This window comes from Lunatimonas sp., from assembly GCF_020832325.1.
Classification (GTDB): domain Bacteria; phylum Bacteroidota; class Bacteroidia; order Cytophagales; family Cyclobacteriaceae; genus Lunatimonas.
This window is the reverse complement of sequence record NZ_JAFIEU010000046.1, coordinates 1-22,771: the sequence shown is the minus strand read 5'-3', so window position 1 is coordinate 22,771 and position 22,771 is coordinate 1. Positions and strand designations below refer to the sequence as shown.

At 46.3% G+C, this 22,771-nt stretch carries 16 protein-coding genes; all 16 read left to right on the top strand.

Annotation, left to right across the window (positions count from 1 at the left end):
* Positions 1 to 224: 224 nt before the first annotated feature.
* Complete coding sequence (locus JJU34_RS17845; protein WP_228693775.1) at positions 225 to 647, top strand: hypothetical protein; 423 nt, start codon at positions 225 to 227, stop codon at positions 645 to 647.
* A gap of 652 nt (positions 648 to 1,299) precedes the next feature.
* Positions 1,300 to 2,631 carry a hypothetical protein gene (locus JJU34_RS17840; RefSeq protein WP_228693773.1) on the top strand — a complete coding sequence of 444 codons (1,332 nt, stop codon included), beginning with the start codon at positions 1,300 to 1,302 and terminating at the stop codon, positions 2,629 to 2,631.
* A gap of 286 nt (positions 2,632 to 2,917) precedes the next feature.
* Complete coding sequence (locus JJU34_RS17835) at positions 2,918 to 3,319, top strand: DoxX family membrane protein (protein WP_228693772.1); 402 nt, start codon at positions 2,918 to 2,920, stop codon at positions 3,317 to 3,319.
* A 15-nt stretch (positions 3,320 to 3,334) separates the two neighbouring features.
* Complete coding sequence (locus JJU34_RS17830; RefSeq protein WP_228693801.1) at positions 3,335 to 3,991, top strand: helix-turn-helix domain-containing protein; 657 nt, start codon at positions 3,335 to 3,337, stop codon at positions 3,989 to 3,991.
* Between the two features lie 626 nt (positions 3,992 to 4,617).
* Positions 4,618 to 5,247, top strand: a complete 630-nt coding sequence (locus tag JJU34_RS17825; RefSeq protein WP_228693771.1) for a hypothetical protein — start codon at positions 4,618 to 4,620, stop codon at positions 5,245 to 5,247.
* Entirely contained in the window at positions 5,248 to 5,772 is a 525-nt protein-coding gene (locus JJU34_RS17820; protein WP_228693770.1) for a TlpA disulfide reductase family protein, read from the top strand.
* Between the two features lies 1 nt (position 5,773).
* The gene (locus JJU34_RS17815; protein ID WP_228693769.1) at positions 5,774 to 7,186 is read left to right on the top strand and encodes a glycosyltransferase; all 1,413 of its coding nucleotides are present in this window, start codon (positions 5,774 to 5,776) and stop codon (positions 7,184 to 7,186) included.
* A complete protein-coding gene (locus JJU34_RS17810) occupies positions 7,173 to 9,365 on the top strand; it encodes a peptidase domain-containing ABC transporter (RefSeq protein ID WP_228693768.1) in 2,193 nt (730 codons plus the stop codon). The genes JJU34_RS17815 and JJU34_RS17810 overlap by 14 nt, the downstream gene beginning before the upstream one ends.
* Positions 9,366 to 9,376: 11 nt before the next feature.
* On the top strand, positions 9,377 to 9,595 hold the full coding sequence (locus JJU34_RS17805) for an HTH domain-containing protein (protein WP_228693767.1): 219 nt from the start codon (positions 9,377 to 9,379) through the stop codon (positions 9,593 to 9,595).
* A gap of 262 nt (positions 9,596 to 9,857) precedes the next feature.
* On the top strand, positions 9,858 to 12,230 hold the full coding sequence (locus JJU34_RS17800) for a carboxypeptidase-like regulatory domain-containing protein (protein WP_228693766.1): 2,373 nt from the start codon (positions 9,858 to 9,860) through the stop codon (positions 12,228 to 12,230).
* A gap of 2 nt (positions 12,231 to 12,232) precedes the next feature.
* Positions 12,233 to 13,165, top strand: coding sequence for a DUF4249 domain-containing protein (locus tag JJU34_RS17795; RefSeq protein WP_228693765.1), 933 nt, complete (start codon positions 12,233 to 12,235; stop codon positions 13,163 to 13,165).
* A 194-nt stretch (positions 13,166 to 13,359) separates the two neighbouring features.
* Positions 13,360 to 13,968 carry a sigma-70 family RNA polymerase sigma factor gene (locus JJU34_RS17790; RefSeq protein ID WP_228693764.1) on the top strand — a complete coding sequence of 203 codons (609 nt, stop codon included), beginning with the start codon at positions 13,360 to 13,362 and terminating at the stop codon, positions 13,966 to 13,968.
* An 86-nt stretch (positions 13,969 to 14,054) separates the two neighbouring features.
* The gene (locus JJU34_RS17785; RefSeq protein ID WP_228693763.1) at positions 14,055 to 15,104 is read left to right on the top strand and encodes a FecR family protein; all 1,050 of its coding nucleotides are present in this window, start codon (positions 14,055 to 14,057) and stop codon (positions 15,102 to 15,104) included.
* A gap of 158 nt (positions 15,105 to 15,262) precedes the next feature.
* Positions 15,263 to 18,637 (top strand): TonB-dependent receptor, encoded by a 3,375-nt coding sequence (locus tag JJU34_RS17780; RefSeq protein ID WP_228693762.1) that lies wholly within the window; start codon positions 15,263 to 15,265, stop codon positions 18,635 to 18,637.
* Positions 18,638 to 18,662: 25 nt separating this feature from the next.
* Positions 18,663 to 20,300: a RagB/SusD family nutrient uptake outer membrane protein gene (locus JJU34_RS17775; protein ID WP_228693761.1), complete on the top strand. Its 1,638-nt coding sequence runs from the start codon at positions 18,663 to 18,665 to the stop codon at positions 20,298 to 20,300.
* 7 nt (positions 20,301 to 20,307) lie between these two features.
* A partial coding sequence (locus JJU34_RS17770; RefSeq protein WP_228693760.1) for an alkaline phosphatase D family protein occupies positions 20,308 to 22,771 on the top strand: 2,464 nt, incomplete at its 3' end.

The window sequence follows — 22,771 nt, the reverse complement described above, 5'->3', positions numbered from 1 at the left end:
GAAGTAAGTTCGTTGGATTGAAATTAGGAATTTATCTGGGTTAACGCATGGGAAACGTAAAAATTATTCGTTGTTTTTTGGAAAGTAGCCTGGCGGTTCCGGCAGCTGTGTGCCCATTATTGGCGCTATGGAAGCCCAAGAGCCTCAATTCAGCCTACGGCTTTTTGGAAACTGTTGCAATATTATCTACCTTCATTCTTAAAATTTAAAGAGCTGAATATACTATGGATCTAAATCAACTGGACAAGGACCTCACCGAAATTATTGAATTGAGAATAAAGCTAAGCAAGAAGACCTATGCTGATCCCGATTACGATGATCTAGAGGAGCAGCTTCATGACCTGGAGGATGATTTCAACGAAACCTATGGCGATGGTTTGGAAGCGGAGTTGGAGCGCATTTACGATTCACTCAACTCAGATAATGACGTGCTACTCCCATCAGCCTATTTGGCAAACCATTATGTACCGTTATTGGCAGATGCCAGGGGCATCGTTTCTTACGAGGTAAAGGGCAAGGAAGGGGTTCCCATAGAGTCGGAGCAATTTGACGGGCAGGATGTCCGAATTGTATTGATTTCTAACCCTGCGCGCTTTGTCATGCAGATTAACGGACGATCGCTAAAGGATCTTTGGAGAGCCCGCTGATTCGCCCTCCCATACTTTCAATTTCCCAGCCCGGTTCAATGCCGGGCTTATTTTTTGGCCCGGCGATACGACAACTTATATCAGTTCTGTTGGTTGAGTCACATTTTTTCCAAAAAGTGCGGTAGTATAGGGTAACAAACTTTTTTACCATCGGATATAGGATTGAATTTAGTTTAACTCCTATTTCCGTTAAATATGGCTTATCCAATCCAGGTTGTTTTAAGGTTACCGCCAAAATCCCGCTATTTGTTTACACAATTTGTAAAATTTTATACTGCTTGCTCCGGTGCTTCGCTTTTTTACAATTTTAATAAAATACAACCAATTAAATTTCATATCAAGGAGGAAGATGGCTGTTTTCTCCAAGCCGGAGCGTATTTCGGTAGCAACCAGCTTCGTCGTATAGGGTGTAGGTATTTTGGATTGCTTCCGAGCCGTGATTTTGTAGGGCATTTTGAAGATGTGAAGGAAGCCAGTTCCCCGCCGGGGTAGGACCACCCCGAGTATTCGAGGATTCATGGCAGAGAGCGCGAGGCGATAGACAACCTGCGTTGAAAATCTCATTCAGCCTGTACTGTCGAATAAGGAGCAGAAAGGACCTGATACCTGAATTTGTCAACAAGTTTATTCACAACTACTTACTATACGATTTATGAAAAACAAGACAAACATCCAATCGAAAAAGGTGGAGTGCTACTCCGAATCCACCACAAAAAAAGGCAAATCCGCCCAAATGCCCCTGCGGGATTTTTTGGCCTCAAAAAAGGGGGTATTGGTGCTGGTAGTCGCGGCGATGCTAACCTTGCCTTCTTGCGAGGATGAAACCGCTTCCCCCGCACCACCTGTTACCGATCCCCTGGAAGCTACCGGCAATATCGTGGTAAAAGTAACCACCGTGGGTGGAGACGATGATCCGGATGGATACACGCTGACTGTGCAGGGGGTAGCCCCCGTGGAGGTAGATGCCAACGGGGAAACGACGATCAATAACCGGCAAGTTGGCCGGTATCAGGTAGAGCTTTCCGGCATTGCCTCCCACTGTATGGGGACCGGCAACATGGTGCGCGAAGTGAACGTGACGGCCAACGGTACCGCCACCGTTGAGTTTGAGGTCGGCTGCAGGGCCATCCTTCGGGACCGGATTGTGTATGGAAAAGGGGAAAATTTTACAAGTTTTAAATTTTACAGTTCGAAGCCAGATGGAACCGATGAGAGGATGGTAATCGATCAAGTAATTTCCCATCCAAGTAGCTTGAGGATTTCTCCGGATGGTACCCGGATCGTCTTTAATGACCAACAATCAGGTACGCTTCAGGTGTATGTCATGGACGTAGATGGGGAGAACCTGAAAATGATTCCCTTTATTTCAAATGATAACCCAGCACTTACCACTCAGCTTCTTCCTGTCTGGCATCCGGACGGAAAGAAAGTAAGCTTTCGGAATTTTTTTAAACTTGTAACCTATGATCTAGAAACTGAGGAAAGGACAGAGATTGATTTTACAAATGAGGATTTATTTGTTGCCCATGCCGTCACAGAAGATGGGAAGAGATTTCTGGGTGTAAGAGTCATCAATCGGCCCGGTGAAACTGCCCGTCAGGTATTGGCAACGATCAATATGGATGGATCCGATATCCAGACAGTGAATGAGGGAGCCATATACCTCAACGTCATGCTGGGGAACGATAATACCGTATTCTATTTGAAAAGGCTAACCAACAGAAATGATCAAGATGAAATCTGGCAAGTAAATCTGGACGGCACCGGAGATACAAAGCTAAGTGACACGATGGGATTGACTCCCGGTATGATCCTTCGGTCTTTCACGCTTTCTCCGGATAAATCCGAATTCCTTATCTATACTGCATTTGCAACAAGTTTCCCCTTGGTCAGGACTCGAGTGAATGGGCCTGCACAGACCTTGGTGTTTTCCGATGCCAGTGTGAGGGTTCATCCGGTTTGGTCACCGGTAACCAGAGAATAGGTAATTCCGTCCAGTCTGTCCCTTGGCAATATGGTCAAGGGACCTTTTTCTTATCAGCCAGCTGTAGCAACGTTTGCTGCTACTTTTTTTCCTTATGCCGATTTGATCGGATCGTTATTTTTGACCCAGGCTGGTTTCGGTATTTTTCCCTACGTAATCTTCTCCTGGCTTATTTGGGCATTTACGGAATTTATGGCAACTTTGGGAACAGGGTCTCACGCAGTGGATATTCGGGCAGCGCGTTAGGCAAGGGTGCCTATACGGGTAGAGACAAAAAAAGCAACGTATGAATCCAATTTCCTTTTTATTTATTCGCCTCGGCATTGGGGTCAGCATGCTTGGCCATGGCCTGGTACGCTTACCCAAGCTTACCGCCTTTAGCGACAAGATGGTGGCTGATTTTGCGGACTCCATGCTGCCCGTGCTGCTGGTTCGGCCTTTCAGCCTGGCCATTCCCTTTGTTGAGTTTGCGCTAGGTGTGCTCCTGCTGTTGGGTTTCAAGAGCACCTGGACTGCCGTGGTGGGGGCTACCTTTATGCTGCTGCTGATGCTGGGAACAGCAGCCATTGAAAACTGGGGCGCTTATCCTTCTCAGATGATCCATCTCGGGTTTTTTGTGCTACTGATCCAGTTTATGCCGGCCAATACCTTTTCACTGGATGTGTTTTTATCAAAAAATAAATCGTAGTCTTACATGAACAGGATAGAAATAGAGGATCTTCGGGATCGCTTACCGGCCATCACCGACACCCGCTTATTGGAGGCCTTGGCCAAAGAGGGTAAAATAATCGAGTTTGAAGCCGATAAAGCTATCATGGAACCCGGTCAGTTTGTTCGTATGGTACCGATCGTCCTGGAGGGGGCCATCAAAGTGCTGCGAACCGATGAAGATGGGAGGGAGCTATTTCTTTACTATTTGGAGCCGGGCGAAACCTGCGCCCTCTCGCTTACCTGCTGCAGTGCCAATAGGCCGAGTGAAATCCGTGCGGTAGCCGAGGAGAAAACAACCATCCTGGCGGTGCCCGTGCAGCTGCACGAGCAATGGACGGATGAATTCAAGCAATGGAAGGATTACGTATCCAGCACCTATCAGCACCGCTTTCAGGAGATGCTGGTGGCCTTGGATGCAGTGGCGTTTAAGCGCATGGATGAGCGGCTGATGCGATACATCGTCACCAAGATGAAGCAGCTTCGGGCCAATGAACTGCATACCACCCATCAGGAAATCGCCAATGAACTGGGTACCTCCAGGGAAGTCATTTCCCGACTGCTCAAGCAACTGGAGAAAAAGCGCTGGATAGAACTGGGCCGTAATGTGATCTATGTTCGGGATGATTTTGAGGAGTTGATTAGTAAATGAGATCGGGCTTGTCTACCAGAAAGGCAGGTATTCCGATAATCCGGGACAAGTTGTGACCTCTAAAAAACAAACGATAGACAATCCCGTACGATATCCACTTGTATTTAGTAAGTCAAGTGGCCTTGCTTTTATTCTCTCAGATTCCTTTTGATGGATACCCGAAATCCTTTGGGTAATGGTTGGTTATGTTAACTCTTTCAAGAGAGAGGCGAGCCTCTTTTTTGAGAAATAGTATCTGTTTGTTTATTATATTATGCTCTTGAAATCACATTTATAGGCGTTCATTTTATTTTTTTGTCTTTACACTTGACTATTTAACTTGAATTTCCTAATATTATGTCATTGTAATGATTTGATGAAAAATTGTAAGTAAATATTGTTTAATTCACCAAGGTATTAATTCATCAGGCCTTCTAGGTGATTATTTTATCGGGATTTTTCTTCAAGGATCAAAAACTGGTATGCTTAGTGGAATAGCACTATTTTTTTGTTCCTTTTGGCCAAATCTCTTATCAAATCATCGTTCCGTTCCTTTGTTTGTAAGTGTATTCATTTCTGTGTTGAAGGCAGGTGGTGTTAGCCGAAAGGTTAGTTAATCTTGTTTGAGTTTCTTTAACATGTTTTTTATGAAAAGCTTATTGATCATCGTCTTTTACGCGGTAGTGATTTATGCAGTAAATTTCTATCTGATAGACTTGGAGAGTTTAATCTTCCGTCAGATACTGGAACAGGGTGATCTGGATATTCCGGAGCATGTGCTTTTGGAGGGCCTAGACCAACTAAAATATTGGAGTAAATTCAGCCTCCTTTTCTCTGTATTGATCTTTGTGGTAAAGGCATTTTTGGTGGCTGCCCTTTTGTATAGCGGATTATTTTTTGCCAATTACCATCATAATCAGCCACTTTCACGCTTGTTTAATGTGGCTGTATACGCAGAGAGTATTTTGGTGATCGCCGTGCTGATAAAGATCATGGTAATCTCTTCCGGCGACTTCTCTTATGATGCGTTCATGAAATACTACCCGCTTTCAGCCATTAGTTTTTTTGACTATTCTACCCTGCATCAGATTTTTGTTTACCCCTTGCAATTGGTCAACGCCTTTGAATTGGCGTATATCGTGCTACTCATTTATTTTCTAAAGGAGGAAGTGGAGATCCCATTTCTCAGAAGTTCACGCATCGTGGTTACCTCCTATGGCATGGGTATGTTTTGCTGGGTGATCTTGGTTATGTTTTTTACCTTAAATATGATGTAGATGCACACACGAGCAAAATACACGGTACTAATGTTGGTTTTCCTTTTCGTAGGAGTCTTGGGCTGGTCTATAATTGGAAAGTACAAGAGATTGCAAAAGTTGGAAGCAACCGGTTTTTCTATTGGAGAGCGTCCGATGAAGACAGTAGAGGGGACCTTTCTAGACTTATCGGACTTTGTCGGCAAGATGCCGATAATGATAATATATTTTCATTCCGGTTGCGATCTATGCAGGCACGAGATCTCTCAAATCAATCAGAACAGGAAAGCGTTTGAACCTGCCTTGTTGGTTTTTGTATCCTCTGAGGATCGGACAGATATTGAAGAGTTTAAGCAATCGTTTGACTGGGAATCAGAGAATTCTGTCTATTTCGTTTGCGATGAGGATGCCTGGGTGGCGTCTAGGTTTCAGGTATCCAAGGTGCCGGTTTCTATGATATTCGGAATGGACGGACAATTGGTTTGGAGGTTCGAAGGACCGGCAAAAGTGGCTTCATTATTAAATCACTTACCTAACAGCAATTAAAATGAATTCGGTAAAATCTGTTTCTCCGGTAGTATTGATGGATCCGTTTCCAGCCATGGGTCACGTTCAGGCATTCTTAAATCTGGCCGATTGGATGAAGGAATTGGGCTATGAGGTCGTTTTTTTGACTGCTCCCGATTATTCCGCTTTGGTAGGTAGCAAGGGATATCGGGTTATATTGGTCAATCCGTTTTTATTGATTCCAGAGCGCTCGGAGATAGAGGCGAACGGATGGATCAGCCTGCTGGCGGAGCGATTGTCAGGAAGAAGAAAGCCTCGGCTGATGGAGGAAATGAGGACGCGCCGATTGGAGTATGTCGCCGCCACACATACCCTCTCTCCTTCGCTTGTATTGCTGGACGATCATTTTGCTTTGAAAGCCTATTTGTATGAACGCATGTGCCTGCCAACGGTGTTGGTTTCCACCATGACATTGCCACACCGGGCTCCGGGTATCCCGCCCTTTCAAAGTGTGCGCTTTCCAGCTAGATCGGTTTTTTGTAGACTGCTCGTTCGAGCATCGTGGTTTCGGATAGACCTAACTAGCTGGTACAATGGATTGTGGAAGAGACTTTTACTGGGGAATAGCAGATACCAGGAAGTGATCAGGGCAAAATATCGCCCGTCCAAATTAAGTCTAGACACCAGTCGTTGTTTTGGAATAGGGATAAATGAATTGCCAATCATAGCTACCTACCCCAAGTCCTTTGATTTTGCAGCTCCATTTCATCAAGGTGAAAAGTATTATTTCGGAAAGCTACCGGAGGTTCTGCTTGGTCAGCCACTGGAGGATCGACGGCTGCACCGGGTGATAGATTTGGCCAAATCATCTGGTAAAAAGCTGATTTTTTGTTCGCTCGGTACCGTAACAGTCACCGATCTGACGATATGCGAGCGTTTTTTCAACAAGGTGATTCGTCTAGCAAGCCATATGCAGGACGTTTTTTTTGTATTGAGTGTAGGTGCTTATCTGGATGTTAGGCGCCTTTGCAAAACACCGTCAAATGTCGCTGTATTTCCCAGCGTGGCCCAGAAGGCACTATTGCCGCAGGTAGATTTGATGATTCACCACGGGGGAATTAATTCAATCAAGGAGTGTATTGCTGCTGGGCTTCCTATGCTAGCTTACCCGCTATCTCTTAAATGGGATCAACCCGGTTGTGCCGCGCGATTGGTGTATCTGGGGTTGGGGCAAATGGGCAATATCCGGAAGGACAGCGGTGTCGTTATACAGCAAAAGATTCGCCACATGCTGGATCATGCCACGAGTTATCGGGAAGCCATCCGGGCGTTTCGGCATACCATGGGGACGGTAAATGAGCTGGAGCACAAACGGCTAGCCGATCTACTGGCTGAAACGAAGCTACTTTATCCAACAACCCAAACTAAAAGCCATTATTATGAAACTGTCTAAAGAAAAGCTTGATCGGATTCATGTAAAGCAGCTCGGGGAGTTTGCCTGCGGCTTGGCCTGCCTCAGCACCGTGGCCAACTGGTATGGTGGAGCATGTTCTCAGGATGAACTTCGGAAAAACAGCGGCACCACCTTGAGTGGAACTTCCTTGCTGGGTTTGTGCCAAGCGGCACAAAAAATTGGCTTTGCAGCGAACGGATTTGAGTGTTCCTTAGAGCATTTGAAAACATTGGATCACCCCGTGATATTGCACGTGGTAAAAGACAACCGACTTCATTTTGTGGTGTGCTTTGGGTTCGAAGAGGGGAAGTTTGTCGTTGGGGATCCGGGTTGGGGTGTCATATACCTGCTGCCGGAAGAACTGGATGGCATGTGGCAGTCCAAGGCGCTTCTCGAGCTGTTTCCTACCGATCGGTTTAAACCTGCACGGGAAGCCATGCGGTCCCAGTGGAAATGGTTTCAGTCCTTGATCAAGGCAGATATTCCCATTTTGCTGATTTCTGCGATTTTAGGGCTATTGGTAGCGGTAACCGGACTGTCTACGGCAATTTTCTCCCAGAAGCTGATCGATGATTTTTTGCCAAAAAAGGATGTGCAAATGATTTTGATTGGTTTGGCCGTTTTGGGAGCTTTATTGGCGATACGCTCATTTTTAGGATACCTTCAGGGGATTTTTATGGCCCGGCAAGGGAAGGATTTGAATGTGAGACTAGTAGAGTCGTTCATTACCACGGCTATCAAGTTACCGATATCATTTTTCAAAGGGAGCAGCACAGGTGATTTAATTGCCCGCTTAAATGATTCCGGAAGGATACGAAATGCGGTATCATTGGTTATCGGCAATATGGTGATCAACTTCCTAGTTATCATCGTTTCACTGGCCTATCTGTTTTATTACTCCTGGGAATTGGGATTGATCGGAGTAAGTGGGTTGGTGGTCTATTTTTTGGTGGCTAAAAAATACCACAGGCCAATTGTCGCATCCCAACGGGAAATGATGGCGGCACATTCGGTGAACGAATCCCAATACATCGAATCCCTGTCCGGAATAGCTACGATCAAGTCCTACGGAAAAGAAGGGGTCTTTGGAGACCGAATTAACCGAATCTTTGATTTTTTTCAGACCAAAGGCTACTCGCTAGCCCTCCTCGGCAATTCCTTTTCTTTTGTTACTCAACTGATTGCCGGATTCTATATCACAGTGATTTTTGGCTTTGGAGTTTGGCTGGTATTGCAGGATCAACTGCAATTAGGAGAAATGATGGCCTTGGTGACCGTAGGAGGCTCTTTGATGCCGGCAATTTCAGGCTTGGTTTTGGTAAATTTTCAACTGCAAGAAGCCAAAGTGGCGTTTGATCGGTTGTTTGAGATATCGAGGCTAGAGGTGGAGGACCTTTCGGTAGGGCAGGTGCAGCAGCAATCTGTACGGCCTCTGGGATCTTTGCGATTGGAGCAGGTTTCGTTCAGGTTTCCCGGAAAATCCAAACTCTTGGACCAAATTAATTTTGAGCTGCTCCCCGGAGAATCCGTTGGAGTATTTGGAAAAATCGGCAGCGGCAAGAGTACCTTGGTGGATATGCTTCAGGGGTTTTATCAGCCGGAACAGGGGAGTTTGCGGATGGGAGAAATGAGGCTTTCGGAGGGGTCGGTGCAGGAGTGGCGGCGAAACCTTGCCGTGGTCGGGCAAAACGAAAAGGTATTCAACACGACGATTCTGGACAATATCGCGCTGACCAATGACCCCAATGAACTGGAAAAGGTCGGGTTGTTTCTGTCCGAGACGGGATTTGATGCCCTGTTGGCAGACATCGGTCAGGGCTTGTTGACGCTTTGTGGAGAGGAAGGTAAGCACCTTTCCGGCGGTCAGCGGCAACTGGTTTGCCTAGCAAGGGCCTTGTACAAAGGCACCCCTTATTTGATACTGGATGAATCCACATCTGCCATGGATTTTGGCATGGAAAAAAAGGTACTTACTTTATTAACTACCTATTGTAAACGAAAGCAGGTCGGACTGATGCTGGTTACCCATCGGTTGGGAATAGCTAGGCAGTGCGACCGCATTGTGGTATTGGAGGAGGGCAAGGTGACTGCCCGAGGTTCCCACGCGGCCTTGATCGGCGGGGATAATTTGTATGCCAAGGCATATCAGGAATGGACTTATTTACACGCAACCGCTTAATCAAAACAACTATGGCTGGATTAAAATACTACGAGCGAACAATGAGATTGTTGGAACTGATCGAGAAAGGCAAAACCGGTTCACCAAAGGACCTGGCAAGGAAGTTTGGCGTGACCGAACGGACGGTGTACAATATTCTGGATTCGGTAAAGGTGAGTTTCCGAAGACGGATTGTCTATTCCGAAAGAGACCGAAGCTATGTTTTTGAAGACAGCGGTACGTTAAATTGACACAAGCGTGACCCTAGCGGCAGTCGACGGAGCCTCCAGTCATTTCTGGAAGCTCCACGTATACGCCCGATAATCCTGCTGCCTTGAGGGAAGGCAAGAAGTAATCACCCTAGGAAGTGACAATAGCTTCAAGCATAAACCCATTTGTTCAGCGGAGTAGGTGTGAGATCGCTTTTTTAGGCCCCTTCAGATTCTCTCCAATGTTTTTTTGCGCAAGAGATTTTTATGATTAGTTTTGCTCAAATTTTCAGAAAGAGATTGTATGAGGGTATTAATTTTACTTTTTCCAGTTTTTCTGGTGTTTTTAGTTTCCAGTACATTTGCCCAAAAAGTTACCGTAAGCGGAACGGTGAGGGATGCCGACAGTGGTGAAACACTGATCGGTGTACATCTATTCGACAAAAACCAGCAGAAGGGGGCCATAACGAACAATTATGGATTCTTTAGCTACTCCTCTACACAGAAGGAGGTATCACTCGTTTTCAGTTATGTGGGGTATGAGCCCTTGGCCTTGCCGTTGATGCTGACCAAGGACACCCTTCTTACCATAGAGATGGTGCCAGCAGGGATGTTACGAGAGGTCGTGGTGGAAAGTGACCGTTCCGACCCCATCCAAGAGAGTACGCAAATGGGTGCGGTCAATGTGCCGCTCCGCGAGATCAAAAACCTTCCGGCACTGATGGGGGAAGTGGATATTTTTAAAGTAATCCAATTGCTTCCGGGTGTACAATCCGGAGCCGAGGGTGCTTCCGGTCTGTATGTGAGAGGCGGCAGTCCCGACCAAAACCTGATTTTGCTGGATGGGGTGCCGGTGTACAATGCCAGCCACTTGTTTGGGTTTTTCTCCATCTTCAATGACGGAGCGATAAACAACGTAGAGATGATCAAGGGAGGCTTTCCCGCCCGCTACGGAGGACGCCTTTCTTCGGTGGTAGATATTACCATGAAGGAAGGAAATATGAAAAAGTTTCAGGGGGAAGGGAGCCTTGGACTGATAGCCTCTAAAGTAACGGTGGAGGGCCCCATAACCAAGGACAAGACCTCCTTTCTTTTTTCCGGCAGACGAACCTACTTGGATATGATCGCGAGTCCAATTATCCGTAGGAGTAGTGGTGGCAGAGAAAGCGTAGGGTATTATTTCTATGACATGAATGCCAAGGTAAACCATATCTTTAACAAAAAAGACCGTCTCTATCTCAGTTATTACGGGGGCGAGGATAGGGGGTATTCGAGGTTTCAATCCAATAGGGAGAACTCACAGGGAGAATTTTCGAGTCGGGAGCGTGCCGGACTTGGATGGGGCAATCACATAGCCGCCGCCCGCTGGAATCACATCTTTAATCAGCGCCTGTTTGCCAATTTCACGGGGACCTTCACGCAGTATCGGTTCAAAATCTTTTCTGAATACGAGGATATATTTACCAGCAATCAGGGACAGGCGCCCGTCAGGGATTTTTATAGCGCCGATTATTTTTCAGGCATCCGCGACGTAGCATTAAAAGCCGATTTTGAGTTTATTCCCAATCCCCAACACTACTTCCGCTGGGGAGGCATGTGGATCAATCACCGATTTACCCCCGGGGTATTCGTGTCGCAGGAATATCAGCGTCCGGAAATACGGGAAGGAGGTACGCCTACCGATAGCCAGGAATTTTCCCTTTATTTAGAGGATGATTTTTCGGTAGGGGACAGGCTAAAATTCAACGTAGGATTGCATACCTCCGGGTTTCTGGCAGAGACCAAAACCTATACGTCGATTCAGCCCCGATTTGCCATGAGGTATTTATTGGATCCGGGGTCTTCCCTGAAATTTTCCTACGTGGAAATGGCTCAATTTATCCACCTATTGACCAACGCGGGTTTGGGCCTGCCCACTGACCTATGGGTACCCTCTACCGATCGGATTGCACCGCAGCAAAGTCGTCAAATTGCACTGGGGTATTTCAAGAATCTGGGTTATGGGTTGGAGTTCAGTGTGGAGGCCTACCATAAAACGATGGACGGAGTGATCGAATACCAGGATGGAGCTTCCTTTTTGAATACCACCGAAGATTGGCAAAACAAGGTTACTGCTGGTGAAGGAAGGAGTTCTGGGGTGGAGTTATTATTGCAAAAAAAGACCGGAAAAACCACCGGTTGGGTAGGGTACACCCTTTCCAAAACCGAGAGGCGTTTCGACGACCTCAACGAAGGGGCTTGGTTTCCGTTTCGATATGACCGTAGACACGATATTAGTGTCGTTGCCGTGCATAAGCTTAATGATCGGATTGACCTATCCGGTACCTGGGTATTTGGCACCGGCAACTTCATCACCGTCCCCACCCAGCGGTATCAACACGCCACCTCCGTAGTGAATAACAGCTCTATGCGTTTTGGAGGCCTATACCTGGGTCATTTCGAGTCCCGAAACAACTTCCAGATGCGTAGTTACCATCGTTTGGACGCAGGAATCAATTTCAACAAGGCGAAGAAATGGGGACGACGAACATGGAATGTATCGGTTTACAATGTCTATAGTCGACTGAATCCCTTCTTTATGGACATCACCTTCAACTATGATCAACAGCGAAACCAATTGCGGCAGTTTAGCTTGTTTCCTGTCGTGCCATCTGTCTCCTACCGATTTACCTTTTAGTCATGAGCTACCTATCTAAGTGTTTAATTCCTGTTGGATTGCTGATTTTACTCTCATGCGAGCAGTTTTTGGAGGTGGATTTGCCCGGGCAGGAGCCCAGGATGGTGCTAAATGCCCTGTTGGACCCTTCAGATACCCTCAAGGTGTACCTCACCCGGTCTCGCGGAATCTTGGAGGGGCGAGAATATGAGGAATTTTTCGACCTGATTTCAGATGCTGATGTGTATCTGGAGACGGAGGCGGGCGATAGGTTTCCGTTGGAATATGTGGACAGAAGCAGGCCCTTCGATCCCAATGCCTTTTATCGTCTGTCGGAATTCAGCTTTTTACCCAATCAATCCTATCGCCTTGTGGCGGAAGCACCTGGCTACGAAACCATTCAGGCATCGCAAGTACTTCCTGTCCCTGTGCCGATTCAATCGGTGGAAACGGTGCGCCTGGGCCCAGATGGATCGTGGGGTAATTCAGAGCTGATAGAGTTTCGTGTGCGCTTTGCGGATCCACCTGGCAAGAATTTTTACGAGCTTTCAGGGCGGATTTTTGGGAGCGACACCGCGGTATTTGAGGGGCAGCCGTTTTTGAGGATGTATAGCTCAGACTTATACCCCAGACCGGTGAATCCAGCTTTTGAAAAGGATCACCTGTTACGCAGTGTGCTGCTGTTTGAAGATGCCCTGTTGCCGGGGCAGGATGCAGAGCTGGTCTTTCGAACCAGCGTTCCCGTCGATTATGAATTACTTGAAGTAACGCTAAATCTCGCGCACGTCACCGAGTCGTATTTCAGGTACTACGATACCGCAGACTTACAATATTATAACAGGGGAGATTTTTTATCCCAGCCGGTATTGGTGCATACCAACGTAGAAAACGGGATGGGGATTTTTATGGCGAGAAATCCTGCAGTTACCGTGATTCGGCTCCGATTAAATGAATAGATTTTTATTTTTTTAATTGGCAGTCAGTTAGTTGTGTTTTTGGACGTATTTTTTTCTCTTAAGGTAGGTTACATTTTTCAAATATTCTGCTTTACCTTACGAAACCCAAATAGGATTCTGTAGGAGCTGTTTTAAGCGGTTTTTAGTAGTTTCTAAACAGGTTTTCCAATACCTAACTGCATTGAGTAGCCCAAATGCTTGAAAGAAAGATTTTAACAAGTAACCCAAAAACCCAGGACCCCTATCCTTTATCGTCGCACTCCTTTTCTTCGGATTCAGAGGTATGGAATGTGTTTCGGCAAGGCAATGAATCTGCCTTTATCTTTATTTACGAGACCTATTTCGATGTGTTATACGCGTATGGATATAGTATTATCCCCGATTCACATACCATCAAAGACGCACTTCAGGATTTGTTTGTGGAGCTTCGCGAGAGGCGGGCTTACCTTGGAGCCACAGATTCGATAAAATTTTATCTATTTACTTGTTTAAAGAGGAGGCTATTCAGGGATTTATCCAAGTGGCAGGGAAGTAGAGAATCCTTGGATACCCTGCCCGGCGATTTCTTATTTACCCTATCCCATGAATCGCAGTTGATCGATAAGCAGTTGTCAACGGAAAAGATAAGCCAACTAAACGAGGCCATATCCAAGTTGACGCAACGACAGCGGGAGATTATTTACTACAGTTTCTTTGAAGGGTTTACCTACCGTCAAATACGGGAAATCATGGGCATGGAGAGCGAGCAAAGCGTTCGGAATTTAATGTATAAGGCCATTAGAGAACTTAGAAAGTTGATTTAATCGGCATGGCGAGCTGCCACAGTTGGGTAAAGTACCTTTGACCATACCATTATGTATCACCATATACGAATATACCTGTGAGTGAAATGAAGCACATAGAGGATTTTTTGACTGACCCGGAGTTTATCCGGTGGGTGAATAAGCCTGATAAGGAATTGGAAGCCTATTGGGATCGGTGGCGAAAATCCAATCCGGAGCAGTTGGTGCCGATGAAGATGGCGAAGGAGATACTTTTACGGGCGAAGGTAGATCGATCGACACCGCCCAAAGGGCTTAAGGAGGAGGTGATTGCCGAAATACTTCGCTTGAAACCGACGAATACTGGTACACGAGTAGAGGATAAACATCAATCCGCAAAAGAGACCGAGAAGTTTATTTGGAATGAACTGGGTCAGATGACCCGTGTGGCTGCTATTTTGGTCACCTGTATGATGTTGGCATGGATGCTGGCTCCTGTGTCGGATCCGAGCATCCCTTCGCTGGTGGCAGAAAAGGAATCCATTGTCATTCAAAGGACAACAGAAGCTGGTGAAAAAATTCAATTAACCCTCGCAGACGGTACCAAGATTTGGATGAATTCCTCCAGTGAGGTGCTGTTTCCGGAGAAATTCGACGCCGATCTACGTACCATCACGGTAAAGGGAGAGGCCTATTTGGAAGTGGCGCACGACAGTCTTCGTCCGTTTTTGGTCATCACAGAGGGGCTTCGCACAAAGGTGTTGGGGACAAGCTTTAACGTAAACGCGAAAGATCCGACAAATACGAAAATTGCCCTGATTAGCGGAAAGGTTTTAGTAGCCTCCTCCCGGGAGGAAGTCGTCATGAGCCCTGGTGAAATGCTGGATTTTGAAGGGACCACGGAATCCATGCGGGTTGTAGGATTTAAGCCCAATGAAGTGCTTGCGTGGAAGGAGGGAGTGTTGATGTTTCAGAAGGCTTCTCTGCAGGAGGTAAAGAGAGTCCTCGAGGAGTGGTACGGCGTGGAGATTCGGTTTGAAAATGCTGCGGGTGTGAAGTGGGAGTTTTCCGGAGAATATCGGCAGCAGACCTTGAAGGAGGTGCTGGAGAGTATTTCCTTTATACAGGGCTTTGAGTTCACACTCAATGATACTAAAAGTGTAACGATGAAATTTTAAATCGATGCAAAAGCCCGACACATCCTAGAAAAAAGCCGGAAAAGAGCGAGCTCCTTTCCGGCATCGTGCGCAACCGAAACATGGGAATCATTGGGGAATGGCACCATGCCAAGGTTGGGTTTACCAAATCGTCTTACTCAATAAACCAAAGTAAAAGTATGAAAAATAACTTACTAAAGACAATTATTATGTTGTCCAAGTGCTTTCTGTATGGATTGATCATGCAGACCCTTCTCTTAAATCTGGTCTCGGCCACAGCTGCCAATGGGCAATACAAGACCATTGAGGAGATCAGGGTAACCCTCTCCAACGAAACGTTGACGCTACAGCAGTTTTTCAGGGAGGTGCAGCGACAGACTCCCTTTAAGTTTTCGTATGAGAATCAAGATGTGGACAGGCAGTTAGCGTTGACTTTCGAGAAGAGGCAAGGCATGGTGATCGATTTACTACGCGATGTGGCAAGGCAGAGCGATTTGACTTTCCGTCAAGTAAATCACGGGATTGATGTGATGAAGCGTAAGGGAGCTGAATCTCCATTGATTCAGGCAGCGGATCCGGTGACGATTACCGGTACGGTGACGGACGAACGGGGAGATCCAATGCCGGGGGTTACCGTCATCGTGGAAGGGTCTTCAACGGGAACCGTTTCAGATATTGATGGAAGGTACACACTTAGTGCAGAACCGGGTTCCGTTTTGGTATTTTCTTTTGTAGGGTATGTAAATCAACGGAGATCAGTGGGTGTCACTAGCATCATTGATGTGAATATGGTGGAGGATTCCAGTTCCTTAGACGAGGTGGTTGTTGTTGGTTATGGAACGCAGAAGAAGATAAATGTAATTGGCTCGGTGTCTCAAATATCCAATCAAAACATCGAGAACCGTCCGGTGACACAACTTTCGCAAGCAATCACTGGTCAAATACCTGGTGTTACCGTCATTCAACGCTCTGGCAGGCCTGGGGAAAGCGGTGGTTCAATTCGAGTTAGAGGAGTGGGGTCCTTTGGAGCTACACCGGATGCCTTAGTTTTAATCGATGGGATTCCGGGTAATATGAATGATATCAATCCAGAGGACGTTCAGTCCATCTCAGTGTTAAAGGATGCATCTTCGGCAGCGATATACGGCGCAAGGGCTGCGAATGGCGTTATTCTTGTCACCACGAAAGATGGTAAGGCAAGTAAGCTATCGGTTTCCTACAATGGTTATGTCGGTTTTAATCAACCTACACAATTTCCGGATTTCGTCGATTCTTGGGACTACGCCCGGATGTTTAATATTGCTTCTGAAAGTAATAGTTTTTCTCCAGAGGAGATTGAGCGGTACCGAAGACAGGATGATCCGGATAATTATCCGAACACCCGGTTTCTAGAGGAAGTCTTTTCCAGAAGAGGATTTCAGACAGGACATACGGTGACAATTAATGGAGGGAATGATACGCATAAATACTTCCTATCGGGGGGTATCTTGAATCAAGACGGGTTGATCGAAAAGAATAATTTTAAACGATATAACTTCCGATTAAACCTGATTAGCGATTTGGGTAAGAATTTTACGCTGAATACCAGGGTTTTTGGATCCCAGGAGGAACGAAATGAGCCTCAGGCAACAGCCAATCGAGGAGGAGATATGGCCAATCAATTGATAGCCAATGCAGTGAGGTATCCTTCTATTTACCTTGGTCAAGCATCCAATGGTGACTTTGGTGTAGGTCCGGAGACCAGTGGAACCCCAGTATCTTGGTTGCAGTCAGCTTCTTATCTCCGTAATCCTAGAACACGAGCAGGTATTAACATGAAATTAGATTGGAATCCATTGGCAGGGTTGACGTTTTCAGCCATAGGAGGCTACACTTTTGCATTGTTGGAACAGCGGTCGTACCTCGCATCACAGCGTCTAAATGATGACGTATTTCACGGACAATCTTATCTGAACCAGTTTAGTAACAAGGAAATATTTCAAACCACGCAGTTTATCGGCGAATATGCTAAGGAAATAAATAAGCATTCGTTTGGTGGATTGCTTGGTTATTCTTTCGAAAACCAGATGGATTCGTATTTCAATGGGTACAGACAGGATTTTCCCAGTAATGACTATACCGTTTTGGATATGGGGGGAGTCGACAATCAGCGGGTAGGGGGCTTTGACGAGGAATGGGCCATTCAATCGGTGTTTTCCAGAGTTCGATATAGCTATGCCGATAAATACCTATTTGAATCAACCGTTCGATATGATGGTTCGTCCAGATTTCCTGAAAACAACAAGTATGCTTTTTTTCCTTCGATGGCTGTCGGCTGGAGGATTTCCGACGAATCATTTCTTCAGGGAACTGGTTGGCTGTCTGATATGAAATTGAAGGCCTCATGGGGTGTACTGGGCAACCAAAATATCGGTAATTATCCTTATCAAACGGTGTTGACCTCCGGCAGAGACTATCCTTTTGGCGGTACTATGGCAACGGGAGCAGCGTACTCGGTGTTTATGGATCAAAATATCCGGTGGGAATCAACGGAGACTATCGATTTCGGACTGGAAACGGTGTTTTTTGATGGTAAGTTATCTGCCGATATTACCTATTTTGATAGGCACACGAGAGATATTTTATTCAGACCCACTGGTAGCGTTTCCTCGGTGCTTGGAGTTCAGATTAGTGAAGTTAATACAGGGGAGGTTAGAAATTCAGGTTTAGAGTTTGACATGATGCATCGAAACCAAGTCGGGGGTTTTAAATATGCAATCGGGGGAAATTTCACCATCACTAACAATGAGGTCCTTTCCTTGGGTCTAGGAAATGTGCAACAGCCTAATGGTATGGTTGGTAACGGTTCTAACTTGTTTGTTGGCTTTCCCATGGAAATGTACTATGGATACCGTTCTGATGGGGTATTTCTGAACGCTGAAGATATTCAGGGTTGGGCAAACCAATCTCCAGTCACCCCAAATCCGAGACCTGGTGATATCCGGTACAAGGATATTAGTGGACCAAACGGTGAACCTGACGGTAGAATTGATCCTACCTATGATAGGACCTATCTAGGAAGCCGTATTCCGAGATATACGTTTGGAATTAATTTTAATGCCAGTTATAAAAATTTCGACCTTTCCGTTTTCGGTCAGGGAGTAACTGGTGTGAGTGGGTTGATCGATGGTTATGCAGGTTGGGCTTTCTTTAATTTAGGAAATATTCAAAGATGGCAAATGGATGGAAGGTTTGATCCTGAAAATCCTGTGAGGTACCCCAATTACCCAAGATTAGAGGAAGTAACCAATGCGGGTACGCCAAATACCGTGCTGTCTGACTTTTGGGTGGTAGATGCTTCTTATTTTCGAATTAAAAATATGCAAGTTGGATACACGCTGCCAAAGTCCTTTCAAGACAGAGTTGGCTTGCAAAATGCCAGAGTCTATTTGAGTGGAGAAAATATCCTTTCTTTGAGTGGGTATTGGCCAGGTTGGGATCCGGAGATTAACTCAGGGGGCGCCTATTACCCCATATTAGCGACCTACACGCTAGGTGTAAATCTTAGGTTTTAACCATTGAAGAACAAATTACAAAGCCATGAAAGCAAAATTTAACATATATATTCTCAGCATCTTTCTATTGATTAGTTTTTCCTGCGACGAAAAATTAAATCAATTCCCCACGAATGCTTTTGCAAGCGATACATTTTGGACCTCAGAGACAAACGCAATGATTGCTTTGACGGGGCTTTACAGAGGGAACATTGTATATGGTACACAAGTAGTACCAACAGATTGGTGGACCTATTGTGGCATCGTCTTTTTGGAATTCGCAACGGACAATTCCTATGACCGACGGGGCGATAACTCCACCTATAACCGGTTGACAGATGGTACATTACTACCGAACAATAACGTAGTATTGGGTTATTGGACAGGCTCCTACCGAAGAATTGCAATAGCAAACGATTTTCTGGAGAATATTGAGAGTGCTACCATGCCAGTGGATTCTAGAAATAGAATGCGGGCAGAGGCCAAGTTCTTAAGAGCTACTCAGTATTTTTATCTTTCTCAGTTTTGGGGGAGTGTACCACTAGTGGTAAATACCTTAACTCCCGACGAGGCCAATAATGTAAGCTTGGCAAGCAAGCAACAAATCGTCAATTTTGTAGAAAGCGAACTGCTTGAAAGTATTGAGAATTTACCACGATATAGTGCGCTCGCTGCATCTGAAATAGGAAGAGCCAGTAAGCAGGCCGCTCTTGCTTTCTTGGCTAGGCTTTACCTTGGAGAAAGGGAGTATACAAAGGCAGCAGCAACGTATAGGCAAATTATCGAGTTTGGTGATAATATCATTGACAGTGACTATAAATCTCTTTTCTATCCAGCGAATGAGAATAGCCGAGAGAATATCTTTAGTGTTCAATTCGTGTCTGGTTTTGCAGCAAATGCCCTGCCCCAACATGCGTATCCGGCAATGTCTAGCGGGTGGCATATCATAAACCCAACGGGGAGTTTAGCAGAAGCCTATGGGTTTGAAGATGGTTCCCCTTTTTCTTATGACGACCCAAGGTATAGCACAGCCGATATGGGCGCTAATCGAGATCCTAGGTTTAGAGATACCTTCCTTTGGGACGGTACAACTTTTGGAGGAAGGACGTATGTTTGTCATCCTGATTCTACCCAGTCAGTAGATCAACTTACTTATTCGAAGCAGGCCACTCGGACAGGTTATGGGTTAAGAAAATTCTTCGATGAGTCCTTCTCAGGCAATTTGATTACAGATTATGGAGGCAATGTTCCGATTATACGCTATGCAGAGGTTCTACTTGGCTATTTGGAGGCCGTTATGGAGGCTGGAGAACCGATCACCCAAGAGTTGCTCGATCAAACAATCAATCAAATTAGGGGAAGGATGTCTGTTGGTCTGCCCCCCATCACTGAAACAAATGCAGATCAATTACGCCCAATTCTTAGGAATGAACGAAGAATAGAGCTAGCTTTTGAAGGAATAAGGCTATGGGATATTTTTCGCTGGGGAATAGGAGGAGAAGTACTTACAGGAGATTTTTGGGGTGCTGCGTTTCCGAACTCAACCAGATTGCCCCAAGTGTCTAGGAAGCCTGACCCACTGCACAGGTGGCACGTAACTACCAAGAACTTCCGAGTGGGCGTTGATGATAAGTGGCCCATTCCAGAAGCAGAAACGAATATAAATCCAAATTTACTTCAATAATAACCCTATGCAAAGAAGAAAAGCCGTCAAAGTGCTGGCATTAGGTGGATTAGGAACCTCCTTGCTTGCCGGAAACACGTTTGGATCAAGAATCCCCCCCAAGCCACTGGAGAACACCTTTCAGAGTGATTGGGATCAATGGCCCAACCTTGACTGGATAGGCCCGGAATACTGGGGCAACCGCTTACAGGATTGGAAAATTGTGGAGGGAAAAGCAACTTGCGTGGTCAGTGGCAAAAACCGAACCTTGTTTCATTTGGGCATCCGCCTTTCCGACCGCCCGCAAGGGTTTCAGTGTAAATTGGCGTTTTCGCTTATCAACCAAGAGCATGAAGAAAGCTTTGCTGGGCTTCGACTTGGTGTAAAGGGGCCCTTTGACGACTACCGGTCTGCCGTGGTTTTTGGTACGGGCTTGGATTGTGGCGTCAGGGGAGATGGTCGGCTATTCATTGGAGAGACAGTCTCGGAAGCACGCATCAACGATCTTTCAAAGCCTGTACACACACAACTACGAGCGGTGCCGGACGCTGGTACTTTTAGCCTGCAACTGGAGGCATTGGATCCCGTTACCAAACAGGTGCTGTCCGTAGTAAAGGTATCCGGGGTTGCGCCTGGTCAGTTGGTAGGCCAACTGGGACTGGTTTCCCATGCAGGTGGAGAGGCCGAAAGCAAAGTCCAGCCATCTGCTGAATTTATTTCCTGGGAGATGAATGGGGAAAAGCTTGATTACCACGCAGACAGACAATTTGGGCCGGTATGTTTTGCCTACTATACCTTGCATAAAAAGGAACTGAGATTAACGGCACAAATGGCTCCGGTCGAGAACTTTGTGAATCATGAAATCCACCTAGAACTACAGCGCAATGGCGCTTGGGAAACTGTGGCCCAAGGCAAAATCAACCGCTTGGGTAGGGTGGTGCGGTTTGTTCTGAGAGACTGGGACAACGCCCGTGAGATTCCCTACCGGGTCCGGTTGGATTTGCCGTTCTCCAAGGGTGCAAAACAGTATTACTACGAAGGAAAAGTTGCCGCTGAACCCCTAGGGCAGGCCGAGGTGAAAATGGCTGTTTTCAGCTGCAACGCTGACCATGGTTTTCCGGATCAGGAAGTGTCGGATAATGTAGGAAAGCACCGACCGGATCTTGCAGTATTTCTGGGCGACCAGTTTTACGAAGGAACCGGTGGTTTTGGGATCGAAACGGCACCTTTGGAGCGATCGAGTTTAGACTATTTAAGAAAATGGTACATGTTCGGTTGGTCCTACCGGGAGATCTTCCGGAATATACCGTGCGTATTTATCCCGGATGACCACGATGTGTACCATGGCAATGTATGGGGAGAGGGTGGAAAAAGAGCCCCTGTAGAATTGGGCTGGAACTACGACTCACAGGATCAAGGCGGTTACAAGATGCCACCCGAATGGGTAAATATGGTTCAATTGACCCAAACCGGCCACCTGCCGACACCCTACGATCCTTCTCCGTTGACTCAGGGGATAGGCAGCTATTATACAGATTGGGTATATGGAGGGATCAGTATGGCCATTTTGGAGGATAGAAAATTCAAGTCGGCACCGAAGAATGTTTTGCCTGAGGAAGCTAAAGTACTCAACGGGTTTATTCAAAACCGGGAATTTGACATCAAAGCCCATTACAATATCGACGCCAATTTGCTGGGAGACCGTCAGATGGAATTCTTAGAGAAGTGGTCCGAAGACTGGGGGGATCAAGTGGAGATGAAAGTGGCGCTTTCCCAGACCAATTTCTGTACCGTGGCCACACTTCCAGAGGGAAGCATCATAGACAGCATTGTCCCCACCCTCCCCATCCCCAAGCTGGGAGAGTATGTGCAGGGAGATGCGCCTACCAGTGATATGGATTCCAATGGTTGGCCACAAAAAGGAAGGGACAATGCTTTGCGGATTCTGCGGAAGGCCTTTGCGTTGCATATTGCTGGAGATCAGCACTTGGCCAGCGTGGTTCGCTATGGCATAGATGAATTTGGGGATGCAGGGTTTGCCTTTGCTGGACCCGCTTTAAATAACCTATTTCCGCGACGTTGGTGGCCCCCGATCCCAGAAAATCACCAACCCTTGGAGGGCCAACCCAAGTACACGGGTAACTTCTTTGACGGTTTTGGAAATCGGATGACGGTTCATGCAGTTGCCAATCCCAGACAGACAAACCGGTTGCCGGCTAGGATTTATGACCGATCTACCGGTTATGGCATGGTGGTTTTCAACAAGAAGGAACGTACCATGCGGATCGAGTGCTGGCCCAGGTATGTGGATCCATTGACCAATCCCGAGGGCCAATACGGTGGTTGGCCCATCACCATTACCCAAGAAGATAACTATTCCAAAAAGGCTTTGGGATACCTTCCCGAATTGGAAATTGACGGATTAGAAAATCCGGTAGTCTCGGTAATTCACGAGGATAGCGGAGAGACAGAATATACGTTGAGAGTAAACC

What these genes read in the sequence shown, in the direction of transcription:
- JJU34_RS17845 (WP_228693775.1), top strand. Translation starts at nt 225, where the DNA reads ATGGATCTAAATCAACTGGACAAGGACCTCACCGAAATTATTGAATTG.
- JJU34_RS17840 (WP_228693773.1), top strand. Translation starts at nt 1,300, where the DNA reads ATGAAAAACAAGACAAACATCCAATCGAAAAAGGTGGAGTGCTACTCC.
- JJU34_RS17835 (WP_228693772.1), top strand. Translation starts at nt 2,918, where the DNA reads ATGAATCCAATTTCCTTTTTATTTATTCGCCTCGGCATTGGGGTCAGC.
- JJU34_RS17825 (WP_228693771.1), top strand. Translation starts at nt 4,618, where the DNA reads ATGAAAAGCTTATTGATCATCGTCTTTTACGCGGTAGTGATTTATGCA.
- JJU34_RS17820 (WP_228693770.1), top strand. Translation starts at nt 5,248, where the DNA reads ATGCACACACGAGCAAAATACACGGTACTAATGTTGGTTTTCCTTTTC.
- JJU34_RS17815 (WP_228693769.1), top strand. Translation starts at nt 5,774, where the DNA reads ATGAATTCGGTAAAATCTGTTTCTCCGGTAGTATTGATGGATCCGTTT.
- JJU34_RS17810 (WP_228693768.1), top strand. Translation starts at nt 7,173, where the DNA reads ATGAAACTGTCTAAAGAAAAGCTTGATCGGATTCATGTAAAGCAGCTC.
- JJU34_RS17805 (WP_228693767.1), top strand. Translation starts at nt 9,377, where the DNA reads ATGGCTGGATTAAAATACTACGAGCGAACAATGAGATTGTTGGAACTG.
- JJU34_RS17800 (WP_228693766.1), top strand. Translation starts at nt 9,858, where the DNA reads ATGAGGGTATTAATTTTACTTTTTCCAGTTTTTCTGGTGTTTTTAGTT.
- JJU34_RS17795 (WP_228693765.1), top strand. Translation starts at nt 12,233, where the DNA reads ATGAGCTACCTATCTAAGTGTTTAATTCCTGTTGGATTGCTGATTTTA.
- JJU34_RS17790 (WP_228693764.1), top strand. Translation starts at nt 13,360, where the DNA reads ATGCTTGAAAGAAAGATTTTAACAAGTAACCCAAAAACCCAGGACCCC.
- JJU34_RS17785 (WP_228693763.1), top strand. Translation starts at nt 14,055, where the DNA reads ATGAAGCACATAGAGGATTTTTTGACTGACCCGGAGTTTATCCGGTGG.
- JJU34_RS17780 (WP_228693762.1), top strand. Translation starts at nt 15,263, where the DNA reads ATGAAAAATAACTTACTAAAGACAATTATTATGTTGTCCAAGTGCTTT.
- JJU34_RS17775 (WP_228693761.1), top strand. Translation starts at nt 18,663, where the DNA reads ATGAAAGCAAAATTTAACATATATATTCTCAGCATCTTTCTATTGATT.